Source organism: Methylosinus sp. LW3 (assembly GCF_000527115.1).
Taxonomy (GTDB): Bacteria; Pseudomonadota; Alphaproteobacteria; order Rhizobiales; family Beijerinckiaceae; genus Methylosinus.
Map to the genome: position 1 here is coordinate 518,273 of NZ_AZUO01000001.1, position 16,747 is coordinate 535,019.

General features: G+C 66.5%; 11 protein-coding genes. 8 read left to right on the top strand and 3 right to left on the bottom strand.

Annotation, left to right across the window (positions count from 1 at the left end; translation table 11 throughout):
* Window positions 1-48: 48 nt before the first annotated feature.
* Window positions 49-5,661 carry a hypothetical protein gene (locus METLW3_RS0102555; RefSeq protein WP_024878441.1) on the bottom strand — a complete coding sequence of 1,871 codons (5,613 nt, stop codon included), beginning with the start codon at window positions 5,659-5,661 and terminating at the stop codon, window positions 49-51.
* 120 nt (window positions 5,662-5,781) lie between these two features.
* On the bottom strand, window positions 5,782-6,126 hold the full coding sequence (gene cutA / locus METLW3_RS0102560; RefSeq protein WP_024878442.1) for a divalent cation tolerance protein CutA: 345 nt from the start codon (window positions 6,124-6,126) through the stop codon (window positions 5,782-5,784).
* A gap of 124 nt (window positions 6,127-6,250) precedes the next feature.
* Here cutA and METLW3_RS0102565 point away from each other — a divergent pair, with 124 nt between their 5' ends.
* Complete coding sequence (locus tag METLW3_RS0102565) at window positions 6,251-6,583, top strand: Rieske 2Fe-2S domain-containing protein (protein WP_024878443.1); 333 nt, start codon at window positions 6,251-6,253, stop codon at window positions 6,581-6,583.
* A gap of 234 nt (window positions 6,584-6,817) precedes the next feature.
* Complete coding sequence (locus tag METLW3_RS0102575; protein ID WP_024878444.1) at window positions 6,818-7,489, top strand: hypothetical protein; 672 nt, start codon at window positions 6,818-6,820, stop codon at window positions 7,487-7,489.
* Window positions 7,490-7,541: 52 nt separating this feature from the next.
* On the opposite strand, the gene METLW3_RS0102580 is transcribed toward METLW3_RS0102575, so the two are convergent.
* Window positions 7,542-8,930: a hypothetical protein gene (locus tag METLW3_RS0102580; RefSeq protein WP_024878445.1), complete on the bottom strand. Its 1,389-nt coding sequence runs from the start codon at window positions 8,928-8,930 to the stop codon at window positions 7,542-7,544.
* Between the two features lie 105 nt (window positions 8,931-9,035).
* Between METLW3_RS0102580 and lepA the strand changes: the two genes are divergently transcribed.
* From lepA to METLW3_RS0102610, 6 genes are all read left to right on the top strand, one after another.
* The gene (gene lepA, locus METLW3_RS0102585) at window positions 9,036-10,841 is read left to right on the top strand and encodes a translation elongation factor 4 (protein ID WP_024878446.1); all 1,806 of its coding nucleotides are present in this window, start codon (window positions 9,036-9,038) and stop codon (window positions 10,839-10,841) included.
* Window positions 10,842-10,880: 39 nt separating this feature from the next.
* Complete coding sequence (locus METLW3_RS0102590) at window positions 10,881-11,330, top strand: hypothetical protein (RefSeq protein WP_024878447.1); 450 nt, start codon at window positions 10,881-10,883, stop codon at window positions 11,328-11,330.
* A gap of 136 nt (window positions 11,331-11,466) precedes the next feature.
* Window positions 11,467-12,723 carry a crotonyl-CoA carboxylase/reductase gene (ccrA, locus tag METLW3_RS0102595; protein WP_024878448.1) on the top strand — a complete coding sequence of 419 codons (1,257 nt, stop codon included), beginning with the start codon at window positions 11,467-11,469 and terminating at the stop codon, window positions 12,721-12,723.
* Between the two features lie 83 nt (window positions 12,724-12,806).
* Window positions 12,807-14,306, top strand: coding sequence for a DUF234 domain-containing protein (locus METLW3_RS0102600; RefSeq protein ID WP_036308585.1), 1,500 nt, complete (start codon window positions 12,807-12,809; stop codon window positions 14,304-14,306).
* Between the two features lie 233 nt (window positions 14,307-14,539).
* Window positions 14,540-15,262, top strand: coding sequence for an ABC transporter ATP-binding protein (locus METLW3_RS0102605; RefSeq protein WP_018266982.1), 723 nt, complete (start codon window positions 14,540-14,542; stop codon window positions 15,260-15,262).
* Window positions 15,259-16,740 (top strand): DUF3526 domain-containing protein, encoded by a 1,482-nt coding sequence (locus METLW3_RS0102610; protein WP_024878450.1) that lies wholly within the window; start codon window positions 15,259-15,261, stop codon window positions 16,738-16,740. Before METLW3_RS0102605 ends, METLW3_RS0102610 begins: the two co-directional genes overlap by 4 nt.
* The last annotated feature ends 7 nt before the right edge of the window (window positions 16,741-16,747 follow it).

Genomic DNA, 16,747 nt, shown 5'->3' on the forward strand with positions numbered 1-16,747 from the left:
CCTTTTGCGTCAGGCGCGAATCGGGGCGCCTCCCGGTCAAATGTGAAATCACGAGACCGCCAGCGCCAGCGCCGCCTGCTGCTGCGTGGTCATGCCGGCGATCTGCGTCGTGGTGAAGGCGGCGATCTGATTGCCGTTGAGCGCCAGCAGCTCCGTCGTCGTCAACGCCGCTATGGCGGATGTGGTCAGCGCGGCCACCTGCGTCGTGGTGAGACCGGTGAGCTGGAGCGCGTTGAAGGAGGCGATGACCGGGCCGTCGAGATTGGCGAGCTGCTGCGTGGTGAGCGCGCCGATCTGCGTCGAGGTCAGCGCGTTGAATTGCGTGGACGAGAGCGCGCCGATCTCGGTGGTGGTGAGATTGACGACCTGCGTCGTCGCCAGCGCGGAAATCTGCGATGTGGTGAGCGCGCCGACCTGCGTCGTCGTCAGCGCGCGCAATTGCGGGCGCAGCAGGCCGCCGAGCTGGGCGTTGGTCAGCGCCGCGATCTCCGTCGTCGTCACCGCCTGCATCTGCGCCGTCGTCAGCGCCGCGAATTGCGTGGATTGAAAGCCGGAGAATTGCGTCGTCGTCAGATCGGCGATCTGCGTCGCCGAGAGCCCGGAGATTCCGTCCGAGGAGACGGCGCCGATCTGCGTCTCGCTCAATGCGGAGAGCTGCGTCGTGGTGAGCGAGGCCGCCTGCGTCGCGGTGAGGCCGCCGAGCTCGGTCGCAGAGAGCAGAGCGATCAGCGTCGAGGTGAGGCTCGAGAATTGCGACGAGGTCAGGGCCGCTATGGCGGAGGCCGAGAGGCTGGCGAATTGCGTGGAGCTCAGCGAGGCGATTTCCGTCGTGCTGAGCCCGGCGACGGCGGTGGGCGAGAGAGCGGCGATCTGATCGGCCGAGAGCGCGGCCGATTGCGTGTCGGCGAGGGCGGCGATCTGCGTTTGGCTGAGTCCAGCGACGCCGGTCGTCGAGAGATAGGAGATTTGCGCCGCGCTCAAGGCCGTCAGCCGTTCCGTGCCGAGCGCGGCGACCTGCGCCGAGGTCAGCCCGTAGATTTCCTGCGCGGTGAGAGTCTTCAGCTGCGACGTGGTGAGCGTGGCGAGCTGCGTGGTCGAGAGCGCGCCGATCTCGGTGGAGGTAAAGCTCTGCAATTGCGTCGTGGTGAGCGCGCCGAGCTCCGTCGTCGTCAGCCCGCCGACGCCGCTCGTCGACAGAGCGGCGATCTGCGCGGCGGTCAGCGCGGAGAATTGCGTGGCAGTGAGCGCGCCGACCTGCGTCTGCGTCAATCCGCCGACGCCCGTCGTCGCCAGCGCGGCGATCTGCGAAGCGGCCAGCAGGCCGAGCTGCGTCGCGGTGAGCGCCGCCACTTGCGTCGCGGCGAGGCCGCCGATCTGCGTGCTGGTCAACAGGCCGATCTGCGCCGTGGTGAGCGCCTGCACCTGCGTCGTCGTCAGCGCCGCCACGCCCGTGGAGGAGAAGCTGCGGAACTGCGTCGTCGTCAACGCGCCGATCTCGTCGCTGCTGAGCCCGGCGATGGCGGTGCTGGACAAAGCGGCGATCTGCGTCGAGGCGACGCTGGCGAGCTGCGTCGTCGTCAGCAGGCCGATCTGCGTGGCGGTGAGGCCGCCGATCGCCGTGCTGGTGAGATATTTGATCGCCGTGGTCGAGAGCGCGCCGATCCTGGTGGCGTCGAGCTGCGAGACTTCGGTGGAGGTCAGCCCGCGCGCCTGCGTCGCGGTGAGCGCGCCCACTTGCGTCGTGGTCAGCGCGGCGAGCTGCGCGCTGCTCAGCGCGGAAATCTGCGTCGCCGCCAGCGCGCCGAATTGCGTTGCGCTCAACGCCTGCACCTGCGTCGTCGTCAGCCCGCCGATCGCCGAAGTGGAGAGCGCCGCGATCTGCGTGGCGGCGAGCGCGTCGAATTGCGTCGCGGCGAGCGCCGCCGCCTGTGTCTGCGTCAGGCCTTGCAGCTCTTGCGTCGTCAGAGCGGCGATCTGCGTCGTCGCCAGCGCGGCGAGCTCGCTGGTCGTCAGCGCGCCGATCAGCGCCGCGGTGAGGCCGCGCAGCTGCGTCGTCGTCAACGCCTGCAGCTCGGTGAGCGTGAGGCCGGCGATCGTCGCGGTCGACAGGCCGGAGAGCTGAGTCGAGGTCAGCCGCGCGAGCTGATCGAGGCCGAAGGCGGCGATCTGCGTTGCGGAGAGCGCGCCGGCCTGAGTCGATGTGAGGGCGCCGATCTGCGTCGTGCTGAGCGCGGCAACCTCGGTGGTCGTCAGTGCGGCGACGGCGGTGGTGGTGAGCGCGGCGATCTGCGTGCCGGCGAGCGCGCCGAGCTGCGTCGTCGACAGCGCCGCCGCTTGAATGTCGGTGAGGCCGGCGAGCTCGGTCGTCGTCATCGCGACGAGCTGCGTCGTGGTGAGCGCGCCCAATTGGCCGAGCGTCAGCGCGCCGAGCTGACGCGCGGTGAAGCCGCGCAGCTGCGTGGTGGCGAGCGCGGAGACGACGCTGGTGGAAAGGCTGGCGACCGCATCCGCCGAAAGGCCCGCGATCTGCGTCGCGGCCAGCGCGGCGATCTGCGTCGCGGTGAGAGCGGCGAGCTGCGTGTCGACCAGCACGCTCATCTGCGCCGTGGTCAGCGCGCCGAGCTGCGTGGTGGTGAGAGAGGATATGTCGCTGGTCGATAATCCGCCGACGCCGGTCGTCGAAAGCGCGGCGAGCTGCGCCTTCTGCAATGCGGCGAGCTGCGCGATGGAGAAAGCGGCGATCTGCGCATCCGACATGGCGCGCATCTGCGTCGAGGTGAGCGCTGCGACCTGCGTCGTCGTCAGCATGGCGACATTGGCCGTCGACAGCGAGGCCACGGCGGTCGTCGCCAGCGCGGCGATCTGCGTGGTGGCGAGCGTCGCGAGCTGCGTCATCGTCATGGCGGCGACCTGCGCCGCGCCGAGGCCGGACATGGCCGCGACCGAGAGAGCGGCGATCTGCGTCGCGCTCAGCGCCGCAATCTGCGCATCCGACAGCGCGGCCGTCAGCAGCGCGCCGATCGCGCCGATCTGCGTCGTGGTGAGAGCGGCGACGGCGGTGGAGGTGAGGGCGCCGAAGCCGCTCGTCGAAAGCGCGGCGACTTGCGTCGAGGTGAGCGCGCCGAGCTGCGCGGCCGAGAGCGCGCCGACCTGCGTGTCGGCGAGCGCCTTGACCTGCGTCGAGGTGAGCGCCGTGACCTGCGTTGTCGACAGCTCGGCGATTTGGCTCTGCCAGAATCCGCCGATCGACACGGCCGAGAGCGCCGCCACCTGCGTCGTGGTCAGCGTGTCGATCTGCGTCAGAGACAGCGAGGCGAGCTGCGTCGAGGTGAGCGCGGCGGCCTCGGTCGTGGTCAAGGCGCCGAGCTGCGTCGTGCTCAGCGTCGCGATCTGCCAATCGGCGAGAGCGCGCGTCTGCGCCGCCGTCAGAGCGGAGATTTGCGTCGTGGCGAGCGAAGCGATCTGCGCGCTGGTCAGCCCCGTGGCGGCGGTGGAGGTGAGCGCGGCGATCTGCGTCGTGGCGAAAGCGGCGAGCTGCGTCGTCGTCAGCGCGGCGACCTGCGTGTCGGCGAGGCCGGCGAAGGCGCGCGTCGGCATTGCGGCGATCTGCGTCACGCTCAGCGCGGCGATCTGCGTCGTCTCCAGCGAATTGACCTCGGTCGCGGTGAGGCCGGCGAGCTGAGTGGTGGTGAAGCCGGCGATCTGCGTGGAGCTGAAAGCGTCGAATTGCGTCGTCGTCAGCCCAGCGATCTGCGCCGAGGTGAGGTTGGAGAGCTGGCTCGTGGAGAGATTGCCGAAGGCGGCGGAGCCGAGACCGGCGATCTGTACCGCCGAGAGCTGCGATATGGTCAGCGATTGGATCTGCGCCGTCGTCATATCGTCGAGCTGCGTCGTCGTCAGCCCGCGCGCCTGCGTCGAGGTGAGCGCTGCGAGCTGCGCGGTCGTCAGCCTGTCGATTGCGTCGGCCGAAAGTCCGCCGATCTGCGCCGAGGTGAGCGCCGCGGCCTGCGTGGTGGTGAGGCTCTGCAGCTCCGTCGTGGTCAGCAGATTGAGGAATGTGGTGGAGAGCGCCGACATTTGCGTCGAAGCGAGCGCGCCGACCTGCGTGACGCTCAATCCGCCGTCGTTGCTGGTGACGAGCGCGGCGATCTGCGCAGCAGTGAGATTGCCGATGGCGAGCGACTGGATCGCCGTCGTCGTCATGGCGACGAGCTGCGTCGTCGTCAGGCTGCGCGCCTGCGTGGCGGCGAGCGCGGAAGTCTGCGTCGTCGTCAGATTGCCGATCTGCGTCGTCGTCAGTCCGGCGATCTGCCCGGCGGTCAGCCAATCGACCTGCGTCGTCGTCAGGCTCGCGATCATCGTCGCGGACAGCACGTTCAGCAGCGTCGTCGTCAGCGCGCGAATCTGCGTCGAGGACAGCGCGGCGAATTGCGTGGTGGAGAGATCGGAGAATGTGGTCGCGTCGATCGCCGCAAATTGCGCGGCGGCGAGCTCGGTGACGTCGAGCGATTGCAGCCCCGTCGTCGAAAGATCGGCGAGCTGCGTCGCCGTCAGCCCGCGCGCCTGCGTCGTCGTCAGCGCGACGAGGCGCGTCTCCGTCAGATTGGCGAGCGTCGTATCGGAGAGGCCGGCGATCTGCGCGGCGGAGAGGCCGGCAAATTGCGTCGTGGTGAGCGCGCCGAGCCGCGTCGTGGTGAGTCCGTTGAGCGTCGTCGTGGAGAGAGCGGCGATCTGCGTCGGGACCAGCGCCGCCACCTGCGCGTCGGAGAGATTGCCGACGCCGGTCGCGTTCATCCCGGCGATCTGCGCATTGGAGAGATTGGCGACAGTGAGCGATTGAATCTCGGTCGAGGTCATCGCCGCCAGCTGCGTCGTGGTGAGGGCGCGCGTCTGCGTGAGCGTCAGCGCCGAGAGCTGCGTCGTGGCGAACTCGCCGAGATCGGCAGTCGTCAGCGCCGCGATTTGCGTCGCGGCGACGCCGGCGAGCTGCGTCGCCGTCAAATTCTGCACCGCCGTCTGCGAGAGGCTGTCGAAAGCCGTGGTCGTCAGCGAGCCGATCTGCGTCGAGGACAGCGAGGCGAGCTGCGTCGTGGTGAGCGCGCCGAGCTCGGTTCCGTTCAGCGTGCGCGCCTGCGCCGCGCTCAGATTGCTCACCTGCAGCGCGATGATCTGATCGAGGCTGAGCGCATCGAGCTGCGTGGCGGTGAGGCCGCGCACCTGCGTCGAGGAGAGGCTGGCGATCTGCGTCGTGGTGAGGCGCGAGACCTCGGTCGTCGAGAGCGCGGCGATCTGCGCGGCGGTCAGCGCCTGCAGCCGCGTCGTGCTCAGGCTGCCGAGCTCGCTGGTGTCGAGCGCGTTGAGCTCCGTGCTGGTGAGCGCGGAAAGCTGCGTCGTGGTGAAGGAATCGAAATCGCTGGAGGCGAGCGCCGAAAACTGCGACAGATCGAGCCCGATCAACGCCGCCTTGGACAGAGAGGCGACCTGCGTCGTCACCAGCGCCTGAAGATTGGTGGTCGAGAGATTATTGAGCTGCGTCGCCGTCAGCACGGCGATCTGCGTCGTGTCGAGCGCCTCTATGTCCGAGGTGTCGAGCTGGCGCATGATGGTCGTCGGCAGACGGGCGATCTGCGCTGTCGTCAGCGACGAGTAGACCGACGTCATGACTGGCTCCGCTCCGCGCGCATGCTCTCTCCTGCCGGCGGCGGCGCGGCGGCGCGGCCGCGGCCGGCGCGACGATCTTTGCCGAGCGAGGCTTGCGTGGGGCTGGGCGTTTCCCGCCGCTCAGGAGGAGGGGGCGTCCCGCATGGTGGCGCGCGCGGCCCAGTCGAGATAGGCGGGATCGCCGGCGGCGATGTCGAGGCGGATGATCTCCGGGACCTCGTAAGGATGCGCGGCGCGAATGGCGGCGGCGAGCGCGTCATAATCCTGCGCGCGCGCTTTGGACTGCACCAGAAATTCGGCGTCGGCGCGCGTCTCGCCCTCCCACACGTAGAAGCTGCGGATGGGGAGTATCTGAACGCAGGCGGCGAGCTTGGCGGCGAGCAGGGCGCGGGCGAGGCGCTCAGCGCCCGCCTCGCTGTCGATCGTCGTCTGGACGACGCAGAATTTCGGCTCTTTCGCGCTCACGGGCGGGACTATGGGCGCGCCTTCGGGCGAAATCAACGCGGCGCCGGGGCGGGTCGGCGCTTTTCTTGCTGGGCCTAGCGCGGGCCGCCGCGAAGCTGCGGCGGGCATTCGGAGAAGCAAGGACATGTTCACCAGGGTCTGCAAGGAGGACACTGTTTTCGAAGGGGAAATGCGGCTCGTCATCGCAGATTCCCATTTCATCATCCTGGCCTTCGCCTTCGGCGGAGAGATCAAGGCCTTCCAGGGCGTGTGTCCGCACACCAACGCGCCGCTGGACACGGCCGATTTCGACGGCGAGGTGCTGACCTGCCCGCTCCATAATTGGACGTGGGATCTGCGCACCGGCGATCCGATCCATCCCCAGGAAAGCCGGCTCGCCGAATATCCGGTCAAGATCGAGGACGGCGTCGTCTATATAGATACGGAGGGCGTCACCCCCCTCTTCGCCGATCGCTGAGCGCGCGGCGGCAGGACCTCGATCGGCCTCGAATGCGGGAGCGAGCGAGGTGAGTTTCACAAGCGGTTGATCTCATTGCGCCGAACGCTAGGTGCGGTTCGGCGCGGACAGATCGACGAGATCGGCCGTGAGCGGGCGCGGGCGCATGGAGGGAAGATTCGGCTTTTGCCGAATCGACAAAATTCTCTATGTTTCGCGCCGGATGCGTCTCTAGGCCACGAAGAGAGGTAGGAGATGAACCTGTCCGAACAGCCCCCCGTCGCCGAGGAGGCGTCGAACGGCGTCGAAGCCGTGAGCCTGGATGCGCAGCTCGAGGCGATGACCGCCGAGCGTGACCGCCACGCCAAGGACAAAATCGAGCTCATCACCAAGGCGAGCGCCTTGGCGAAGGAGCTGGAGACCGCCCGCGCCGAGCTCTCCGCCGCGGTGGAAGAGAAGGCGAAGTCCATCGCCGCCGCCATCGCGGAGCATGAGGGCGTCGTCGCGCATCGCGATCGGCTGAGCGCCGAGCTGGACGCTCTGCGCGCCGAGCTCTCCGCCGCCCATGGCGCCAAGGAGAAAGCCGCCGTGCTCGCCGCGCAGGCGAGCGCCGAGATCGCCCATTTGAAGGACCGGCTTACCGCCGCCGGCTCGCCCGATCCGCTGGTCGTGCTCGCCGATTATGCGCAGGAGAAGCTGAAGCTCGCCGTCGCCTGGACGCGCTCCAAAATCCCGGAAGGCCATGCGGCGCTGCCCTGGTTCGACCGTATCGTCGAGGGCGTCGCCACGGCCGGCCGGCTGAGCGCCGATTTCCTGCGCTGGCTCGCGCCGCGCCTGGTCGAGGCCTATCAATGGGCCAAGCCGCGCGCGCTGGAGCTCTACGCCAAGGCGAAGAGCGAGATCGAGACGCGCTTGAAGCAGAGCTGAGCGTTTCGCCTCGAATTCAAAATGGCGCGCGTCCCTGCGATGCGCGCCATTTTCATTTTGCCGAGGCGCCGCGCAGCGCGCCTTTGGTCATGCCGATGGCGAAGACCGACGATTCTGCGAGCTTGCCCTTGTCGAGCTGCTCCAACGCGACTCGCCAATCGGAAAAGACCCGCCAGCCGATGGTGAAATGACCGAGCTCGGCGAGATAGAGCCGGCCGCCATGGAGGAAGGGAAGCCTCAGCGCCTTTCCATTTTCGTCGCCATATTGCGCAGGATCGTCGGGCTCGCCCGAGAAATCTGGGCCGGCCGCCTCTTCCATCTTCGCGAATTCCTCCGCCTGCGTCGCCGAGAGCCGAGCGAGCGCCGCCTTACGCGCGGCGAGCGGCTGCTTCTGTGCCGCCTCGACGAGGGAGAGCGCCTCTTTGCGCAAAGCCTCGCAATCGGCGCCGGCGCAATGCTCCTCCCATTGGTTGTAGGTCGCATGCTCGGCGAATTTCGGCGCGAATTCGAAATGCGCCGTGCAGGCCGGACCGAAGCGACCTGCGCGCCAGGGCTTGACCGCGACATAAGAGGAGAGCGACGGCGAATAATCGTGGCCCTCTTCAAAGGCGACTGGAGCGCCATCGAGCTTGCCGAAGTCGGGGGAAGCGCCGCAGCCCTCCTCGCCGCCGTCCGGCTCCGCGGCTTTGCGCGCAGCGCCGCCGGAAACGCTGAAATAGATCGCCGAATAGCAATGCATCGTCCCCTCGGTGACGCCGGCGGCGTAATAGGCCTCGCCGGGGAGCCGATCGATGACGAGCCGCGTATGGGCGCCCAGCGCGACGATTTCGGCGGCGAGCGTATCTGGAAAGACGAAAGGCTGCGGTTCCGCCTTCGCCCAGGCGGCGAGCTTGGCGCGCGTGACGTCGTCGATATTGGCCGCCGGCGCGGCGACCATGACGTCGGCGTCCGGCGCGGCGGCGAGCACCTGCAATGGGCTCTCGGCATAGAAGGATTTTTTGTAGGGCGCCTCTGGGTCCTTCGCGAGGAGGGCGGCGTAACGATCGGCGAGCTTGCGGCAGATCGCGCTGGTCTCCGGCGCGGCGGGCGCCGCTTTCAGCGCGGCGAGCCGGGCCTCATAGGCGGCGGCGAGGCAGGCGAGCGCCTTCGCCCGCGCCTCTCCACGAAGCTCCCCCGCCGGCAGGGCGCATAGGCGATCGCGCTCGCCGAGCCATTTGCGCGCCTCGCCGAGCTTTTCGGCCCGATGCGCCGGATCGGCCGCGAGGCTGCGCTTCACCTCCGCGCCCAATTCGCCATCCAGCGCGCCGAGCCGGCGATCGGCGCAGACGAGACGCTCCACCGCCGTCGTCGCCTTGGCGCAGTCGAAGCTCTGGGCGAGGGCCGAAAAAGAAGGGATGGAAAGAGCGAGAGAAAGCAAAAGCCGGAATTGGACCCGGATCATGGCGGCGCCTGACGTCTCGGGGAGCGGGGGCGCGAGAGGAGCAGAGCCCGCCCGCTCCTGTCAAATCCGCTTCCCTTCCCACCCCGGCGCTGCTATCCCCGCCGCATGACGACGCGCAAAATCGACAATATCCGCAATTTCTCCATTGTCGCGCATATCGACCACGGCAAGTCGACGCTCGCCGACCGGCTGATCCAGGCGACGGGGACCGTCGCCGCGCGCGATATGGTCGAGCAGGTGCTCGATTCCATGGATATCGAGCGCGAGCGCGGCATCACCATCAAGGCGCAGACGGTGCGCCTCGATTACAAGGCCCAGGACGGCAAGGATTACGTCCTGAACCTCATGGACACGCCCGGCCATGTCGATTTCGCCTATGAGGTCTCGCGCTCGCTGAAGGCCTGCGAAGGCTCGCTGCTCGTCGTCGACGCCAGCCAGGGCGTCGAGGCGCAGACGCTCGCCAATGTCTATCAGGCGCTCGACGCCGGTCACGAGATCGTGCCCGTTCTGAACAAGATCGATCTGCCGGCGGCGGAGCCCGACCGCATCCGGCAACAGATCGAGGACGTCATCGGCCTCGACGCCGCCGACGCCGTGCTCATTTCCGCCAAGACCGGCATCGGCATTCCCGATGTGCTGGAGGCGATCGTCACCCGCCTGCCGCCGCCCCAGGGCGACGAGGAGGCGCCCCTCAAGGCGATGCTGGTCGATTCTTGGTACGACGCCTATCTCGGCGTCGTCGTGCTGGTGCGCGTCATCGACGGGCGCATGCGCAAGGGGCAGAAGATTCTCATGATGGGCACCAACGCCCATTACGAGGTCGACAAGATCGGCGTGTTCAAGCCGAAGATGCAGGATGTCGCCTCGCTCGGGCCGGGCGAGGTCGGCTTCATCACCGCGCAGATCAAGCAGGTCGCCGACACGCGCGTCGGCGACACCATCACCGAAGACAAAAAGCAATGCGCGGAGCCGCTGCCGGGCTTCAAGCCGGCGCAGCCGGTGGTGTTCTGCGGCCTCTTCCCGGTGGACGCCGCCGATTTCGAGGATTTGCGCGCCGCCATCGGCAAGCTGCGCCTCAATGACGCGAGCTTTTCCTATGAGATGGAGACCTCCGCCGCGCTCGGCTTCGGCTTCCGCTGCGGCTTCTTGGGGCTGCTGCATCTCGAGATCATTCAGGAGCGTCTGCGCCGCGAGTTCGATCTCGATCTCATCGCGACGGCGCCTTCGGTCGTCTATAAGATCAAGCTGACCAACGGCGAGGAGATCGAGCTGCACAATCCGGCCGATATGCCGGATGTGGTGAAGATCGACGAGATTCTCGAGCCCTGGATCCGCGCGACGATCATGACGCCGGACGATTATCTCGGCGCGGTGCTGAAGCTCTGTCAGGATCGGCGCGGCGTGCAGGTCGATCTCAATTATGTCGGCAAGCGCGCCATGGCGGTCTATGACCTGCCGCTCAACGAAGTGGTGTTCGACTTCTACGATCGCTTGAAGTCGATCTCCAAGGGCTACGCCAGCTTCGACTATCACATCACCGATTATCGCGTGGGCGATCTCGTGAAGATGAGCATATTGGTGAACGCCGAGCCGGTGGACGCTCTGTCGATGCTGGTGCATCGCACGCGCGCCGATTCGCGCGGTCGGCAAATGTGCGAGAAGCTCAAGGAGCTGATCCCGCCGCATATGTTCCAAGTGCCGATTCAGGCGGCGATCGGCGGCAAGATCATCGCCCGCGAGACGGTGCGCGCCTTCCGCAAGGATGTGACGGCCAAGTGCTACGGCGGCGACGCCACCCGCAAGCGCAAGCTGCTCGAGAAGCAGAAGGAAGGCAAAAAGAAGATGCGCCAGTTCGGCCGCGTGGAGATTCCGCAGGAGGCGTTTATCGCTGCGCTGAAGATGGAGGATTAGGGCGCCGTCCCGGACGCGCCCCGTCGAGGGAGAAGGTCGATGACGGCGCTGTCTGTTCCATTTCGCTCGGCTCTGATTTCCGCTCTTCTCACGCTCGCCGCTCCTGCCGCCGCCGCGCCACTCTGCGCATCGGGCGCGAGTTCCGCCCCGCGCGCGGCTCCCGCCTCCCTCGCGCCGGCGATCCGCCGCGCTTTCGGCCTCTCTGGAGACATTGGCGGAGCCTATTACCGCTGCTCGGGCGGGCGGACGCTCGCCTGCGTGACCGGCGCCAATCTCCCCTGCTTCAAGGCGAACAGATCGCGCGCTCTGCCCGGCGCCGCGCAATATTGCCGCGAGAATCCGGGTTCCGACTTCATCCCCATGGCCGCGACCGGCCATGACACGATCTACGAATGGAAATGCGCGGGCAAAAAGGCGCGGCCGGGAAAGCAGGTCGCCCCGCTGGATGCGGAAGGCTATTTCGCGGAGAATTGGAAGCCGGTGGAGTGAGCGGGCGAAATCGCCGGCCGGCCCCCCTCCTTCATCCCGGCCGAATATCCCTCTGTTCAGGCGAAAGCGGGCCGTATATCAATGGCGCCCTCGGCCCCGCCGCCGGCCCGATAAGAGTTCCCCGAGGAGCCAGACGTTGACCGAACTGAAAGACCTCTACGACATCGGCGAGATTCCGCCGCTCGGCCATGTTCCCGCCAAGATGCACGCCTGGGTCGTCCGCAAGGAGCGGCACGGACCGCCCGAGGAGTCGATGCAGCTCGAGGTGGTTCCCACCTGGGAGCTCGACAGCCATGACGTGCTCGTGCTGGTGATGGCGGCGGGCGTCAATTACAATGGCGTCTGGGCCGCGCTCGGCCAGCCGATCTCCGTGCTCGACGTCCACAAGCTCCCCTATCACATCGCCGGCTCCGACGCCGCCGGCATCGTCTGGGCCGTCGGCTCCAAGGTGAAGCGCTGGAAGGTCGGCGACGAGGTCGTCGTCCACTGCAACCAGGACGATGGCGACGACGAGGAATGCAACGGCGGCGATCCTATGTTCTCCGCCTCGCAGCGCATTTGGGGCTATGAGACGCCGGACGGCTCCTTCGCCCAATTCTGCCGCGTGCAGGACCGCCAGCTCATGGAGCGCCCCAAGCACCTCACCTGGGAAGAGTCGGCCTCCTACACGCTGACGCTGGCCACCGCCTATCGCATGCTGTTTGGCCATGAGCCGCACCGGCTGAAGCCCAGCGACAATGTCCTCATCTGGGGCGCCTCGGGCGGTCTCGGCGTGTTCGGCGTGCAGCTCTGCGCGGCGGCCGGCGCCAACGCCATCGGCGTGATCTCGGACGAGAGCAAGCGCGACTATGTGCTCTCGCTCGGCGCCAAGGGCGTCATCAACCGCAAGGACTTCAAGGGCTGCTGGGGCCAGCTGCCGACCGTCAACACGCCGGAGTTCAACGACTGGTCCAAGGCCGCCCGCAATTTCGGCAAGGCGATCTGGGACATCACCGGCAAGAAGGACGTCGACATCGTCTTCGAGCATCCGGGTGAGCAGACCTTCCCGCTCTCCTGCATGGTGGTGAAGCGCGGCGGCATGGTGGTGTTCTGCGCCGGCACGACCGGCTTCAACCTCACCTTCGACGCCCGCTATGTGTGGATGCGTCAGAAGCGCATCCAGGGTTCGCATTTCGCGCATCTGAAGCAGGCGGCCGCGGCCAATCGCTTCGTCGTGGACCGCCGCGTCGATCCCTGCCTGTCGGAAGTCTTCCCCTGGGCGAAGATCCCGCATGCGCACACGAAGATGTGGAAGAACGAGCACGCCCCCGGCAATATGGCCGTGCTGGTCAACGCCCCGACCACGGGCCTGCGCTCGCTCGAGGATGTGATCGCGGCTGCGGGGAAGAAGTGAGCCTCGTGCGATAACGCATTGTCAAAAAGCCGCTATCGGCCCTATATAGGCTAACATAAAAATTTTTATGTTAGCGAGAGCCGATGGCGGAATGGGGCTTCTACGGAAGGCGTGTCGAGCTCGCCGAGATCGATAAGATCTTGGCGCGCCGGCGCTTTTTCTTTTGCGCGATCTCCGGACGGCGGCGGATCGGGAAGACGTCGCTGATTCAGGAGGCGATCCGGCGGCGGGGGCTCGCGGACAAAGCCATCTATGTGCAGGTTCCCGATAGCGACCCGCGCGGCGTCATCCAAGCATTCGAGGATTCGATCGAAGACGTTGGAGCCCCGCAAGACGATGCGCGGCGCGTCTGCAAAGATTTTCAGTCGATCGCCGTATTGTTGCGCGACCCGTGGGCGTTGGGATGGATAATCGCGCTCGACGAGTTTCAATATTTCAACCGGGCGTCACTGGTCGAGTTCCAGTCATATTTGCAGTCGGAAGTCGACTTCGCCCGTTCGCGTTCAGACATTGGCGGGGGGCTCTTCACACTTGGCTCCATCCATACAGAAATGACGGCAATTCTCGAGGATCGCGCCTCTCCGCTCTTCAACCGTGTCACCGACAGCTTGCACATCGGCCATTGGGATTTCGAAACCCTATTCGAGATGTTTCGCGCTCATGGGATCACCGATCCTCGTCATCGCCTGTTTCTGTGGTCGATCTTCGAAGGAGTTCCCAAGTTCTACCGTGACTGTTTCGATCAAGGCGTGCTGAAGTCGATAGCCTCCTATCGATCCGAGACTCTTCGGACCATGTTTTTCGAGGGATCAAGTCCGCTGAGGGATGAAGCCGACAATTGGTTTCTTCGAGAACTGCGCGGGCGATACGACACCGTCCTGATTCTCCTGGCGCGTCTCGGGCCGTTGTCGCATGGCCAGTTGAGGGCGGAATATGACCGCACCGGTCCCGCGCAGGAAAATCAGCTCGCCGGCTATCTGAAGGTGCTCAATGAAAAATACGGGATGGTGGAAAAGCTCCACCCAATCCTCTCGTCCGAAAAGCAGCGAAACGCCCGCTATGTCATAACAGATAACTTTCTGAGCGCATGGCTCGCCGCAATTCAACGCAATGTGCGACTCGCCCGAATTCGCCCGATCGACGAGGCCGTCGCCAAAGCCGACGTCTCTCTGCAAACCCACGAGGGTTACACTTTCGAAAAGCTCGTGCGCCAGATCACCGAGGAATGTTCCCGCAAAGGCGTCGGCGATTTTCCGCTGACAGAACTCGTCGCCGGCTATTGGAACAAGGCCGACGGCAGCGACATCGAAATCGATATGATCGCGCTGGACGAAGCCAATCGTCGTATCCGTTTCGGTTCCTGCAAGCGTTCGGCCAGCGCGCACGACTCGCAAGCGCTCGCGAGCTTGGAGGAACATGTCTCGCGGTTTTTGGCGACGAAGACCGGCGCGCCCTATCGCGACTGGAGAATCGAAAAAGCGGTGTATGCGCCGATTTTCTCGCCTTTCGAACGCGAGGCGCTGGGGCGCGCTGGGATGCTCTGCATCGACATGAATGATTTCGAGCGGTGGCTCACTTTCTGATCGCGCTAGTCCGCTCGATGCGCATTGACACGGAAGGCGCGAGCATGAAAAGCTCGCGCGAATTGCATACGACAGCACAGAGGCCAGCACTGCCGATCGGGCGTGACTGCGCTGTCGTATCGTGCGAGCGCGCGCCGATGTGATGCCGGGTCGGACGGGCGCTTCGAAACGACTTCCCACGCTATGCGCGGAAAGCTGCGAAAACAGCCCTCGGCGTCGGGAGGCGATTTCGCATGTTGGAAGCGCGCGAGCTGACCAAGAGATATGAGGGCAAGGCGGATCGCCCCGCCCTCGACCGGCTGAATCTGCATATTCCCGGCGGCGAGGCGTTCTGTCTGCTCGGCCCCAATGGCGCCGGCAAGACGACGACTGTCAATCTCTTCCTCAATTTCATCGCGCCGACCTCCGGCCAGGCGCTCGTCGGCGGCGTCGACTCGGCGCGCGAGCCGCTCGAGGCGCGGCGTCGTCTCGCCTATATCCCCGAGACCGTCATGCTCTATGGCGCGCTCACCGGGCTCGAGAATCTCGAATATTTCACCGAGATTTCCGGCGGCCGGCGCCTCGCGCGGGCGGAATTGCTCGCCCTGCTCGGCGAGGCCGGGCTCGCGGAGGAGGCGGCCTTCCGGCGCGTCTCCGGCTATTCCAAGGGCATGCGGCAGAAGGTCGGCGTCGCCGTCGCTCTGGCGCGGCGCGCGCAGGCGCTGCTGCTCGATGAGCCGACCTCCGGCCTCGATCCGCTCGCCGCCAATGAATTCGCCGCTCTGGTCGAGAAGCTGCGCAAGCAGGGCATGGCGATATTGATGGTCACGCACGACCTCTTCCTCGCCAAGCAATGCGGCACGCGCATCGGCGTGATGCAGGCGGGGCGGCTCGTCTCCGTTTTCGGCGCCGATGACGTCGATCATCTCGGCCTCGAGCGCGCCTATCTCGAGCAATTCAGAGGAGCGGCGGCATGAGCGAGATCGTCGTCGCGAAAGCGCCCGCGACTCAGGCACCCGCCGGCCGTTGGCGCGTCGCCCGCGCCGTGGCCCTCAAGGAATGGACGGAGCTGCGCCGCGACAGCCGGCTCGCCTGGCTGTTCGGCCTCGTCTTCCTGCTGATGCTCGGCGCGCTCGCTTTCGGCGCCGCGCAGCATATGCGGTTGGATCGCGAGCGCGCCGCCGCCGCCGCGACCGATCGCGCGCTGTGGACTGGCCAAGGCGCGAAGAACCCGCACGCCGCCGCGCATTTCGGCCAATACGCGTTCAAGCCGCAGAGCCCGCTGGCGCTCGCCGATCCGGGCGTCGACGCCTATGTCGGCGAGGCCGTCTGGCTGGAGGCGCATAAGCAGAATGAGGCGCAATTTCGCGCGGCGCGCGACGCCGGCGTCGGCGCGCGGCTCGGGGGCCTCTCCTTCGCTTTCGTGCTGCAGACGATCATGCCGCTCGTCGCCGTGCTGCTCGGCTTCGCCGGTTTCGCCGGCGAGCGCGAGCGCGGCACATTGCGCCAGCTGATGAGCCTCGGCGCCTCGCCGGTCGATATCCTCGCCGGCAAGGCGCTCGCCGCGCTCGGCGCTCTTTCGGTCCTGCTCATTCCGGCTTTCGCCGCGGCCGTGCTGGCGACGCTCTTCCTCGCCGATCATGATTTCTCCGTCGCCGATCAGCTCGAGCGTCTTTTGGCGCTCTCCTTCGGCTATGGCCTCTATCTCGCCGGCTTCGTTTTTCTCGCGCTCGGCGTGTCGGCTTTCGCCAAATCCACGCGCACGGCGCTGGTGCTCCTGCTCGCCTTCTGGCTCGCCAATTGTTTTCTGGCGCCGCGCGTGATGACAGATGTCGCCAAGCGCGTCGCGACGCTGCCGACGGCGCTCGAATTCCGCAACGCCATCGCCGAGGACAAGAAGAAGACATTCGGCCACGACGAATCTCATCCGGCCTTCGTCGCCTTTCGCGACGGCGTGCTGGCGCAATATGGCGTCTCGCGCATAGAGGATCTGCCGGTCAATTTCCGCGGCCTCGCGCTGCGCAAGGACGACGAGAACGGCTTCGTCATTTTCGACAAGCATTTCGGCGCGCTGCAGGCCGCCTTCGACGCGCAGGACAGGCTGCGCGCGGCGCCGGGCTTTCTCTTCCCCGCGCTCGCCATGCAGCCCTTCTCGACGAGCTTCTCGGGAACGGATTCCTGGCATCAATATGATTTCGCCACGGCGGCGGAGGCGCACAGGCGCCGCATTCAGACGGCGGCGAGCGAGGACCTCATCCATAACGCCCGCTATGGCGACGCTTCCTATGTCGCTTCACGCGACATGTGGGAGCGCATTCCCTCCTTCGATTACGCCGCGCCGGCCGTCTCCTTCGCGCTCTCCCATGCGCGCGGCGATCTCGTCGCGCTCGCGCTCTGGGCCGTGCTGACCGCAGCGCTCGCCGGCTTCGCCGCGCGACGCCTCAGACCCCTGTGAGGCCCGC

What these genes read in the sequence shown, in the direction of transcription:
- METLW3_RS0102555 (WP_024878441.1), bottom strand. Translation starts at nt 5,661, where the DNA reads ATGACGTCGGTCTACTCGTCGCTGACGACAGCGCAGATCGCCCGTCTG.
- METLW3_RS0102565 (WP_024878443.1), top strand. Translation starts at nt 6,251, where the DNA reads ATGTTCACCAGGGTCTGCAAGGAGGACACTGTTTTCGAAGGGGAAATG.
- METLW3_RS0102575 (WP_024878444.1), top strand. Translation starts at nt 6,818, where the DNA reads ATGAACCTGTCCGAACAGCCCCCCGTCGCCGAGGAGGCGTCGAACGGC.
- METLW3_RS0102580 (WP_024878445.1), bottom strand. Translation starts at nt 8,930, where the DNA reads ATGATCCGGGTCCAATTCCGGCTTTTGCTTTCTCTCGCTCTTTCCATC.
- lepA (WP_024878446.1), top strand. Translation starts at nt 9,036, where the DNA reads ATGACGACGCGCAAAATCGACAATATCCGCAATTTCTCCATTGTCGCG.
- METLW3_RS0102590 (WP_024878447.1), top strand. Translation starts at nt 10,881, where the DNA reads ATGACGGCGCTGTCTGTTCCATTTCGCTCGGCTCTGATTTCCGCTCTT.
- METLW3_RS0102600 (WP_036308585.1), top strand. Translation starts at nt 12,807, where the DNA reads ATGGCGGAATGGGGCTTCTACGGAAGGCGTGTCGAGCTCGCCGAGATC.
- METLW3_RS0102605 (WP_018266982.1), top strand. Translation starts at nt 14,540, where the DNA reads ATGTTGGAAGCGCGCGAGCTGACCAAGAGATATGAGGGCAAGGCGGAT.
- METLW3_RS0102610 (WP_024878450.1), top strand. Translation starts at nt 15,259, where the DNA reads ATGAGCGAGATCGTCGTCGCGAAAGCGCCCGCGACTCAGGCACCCGCC.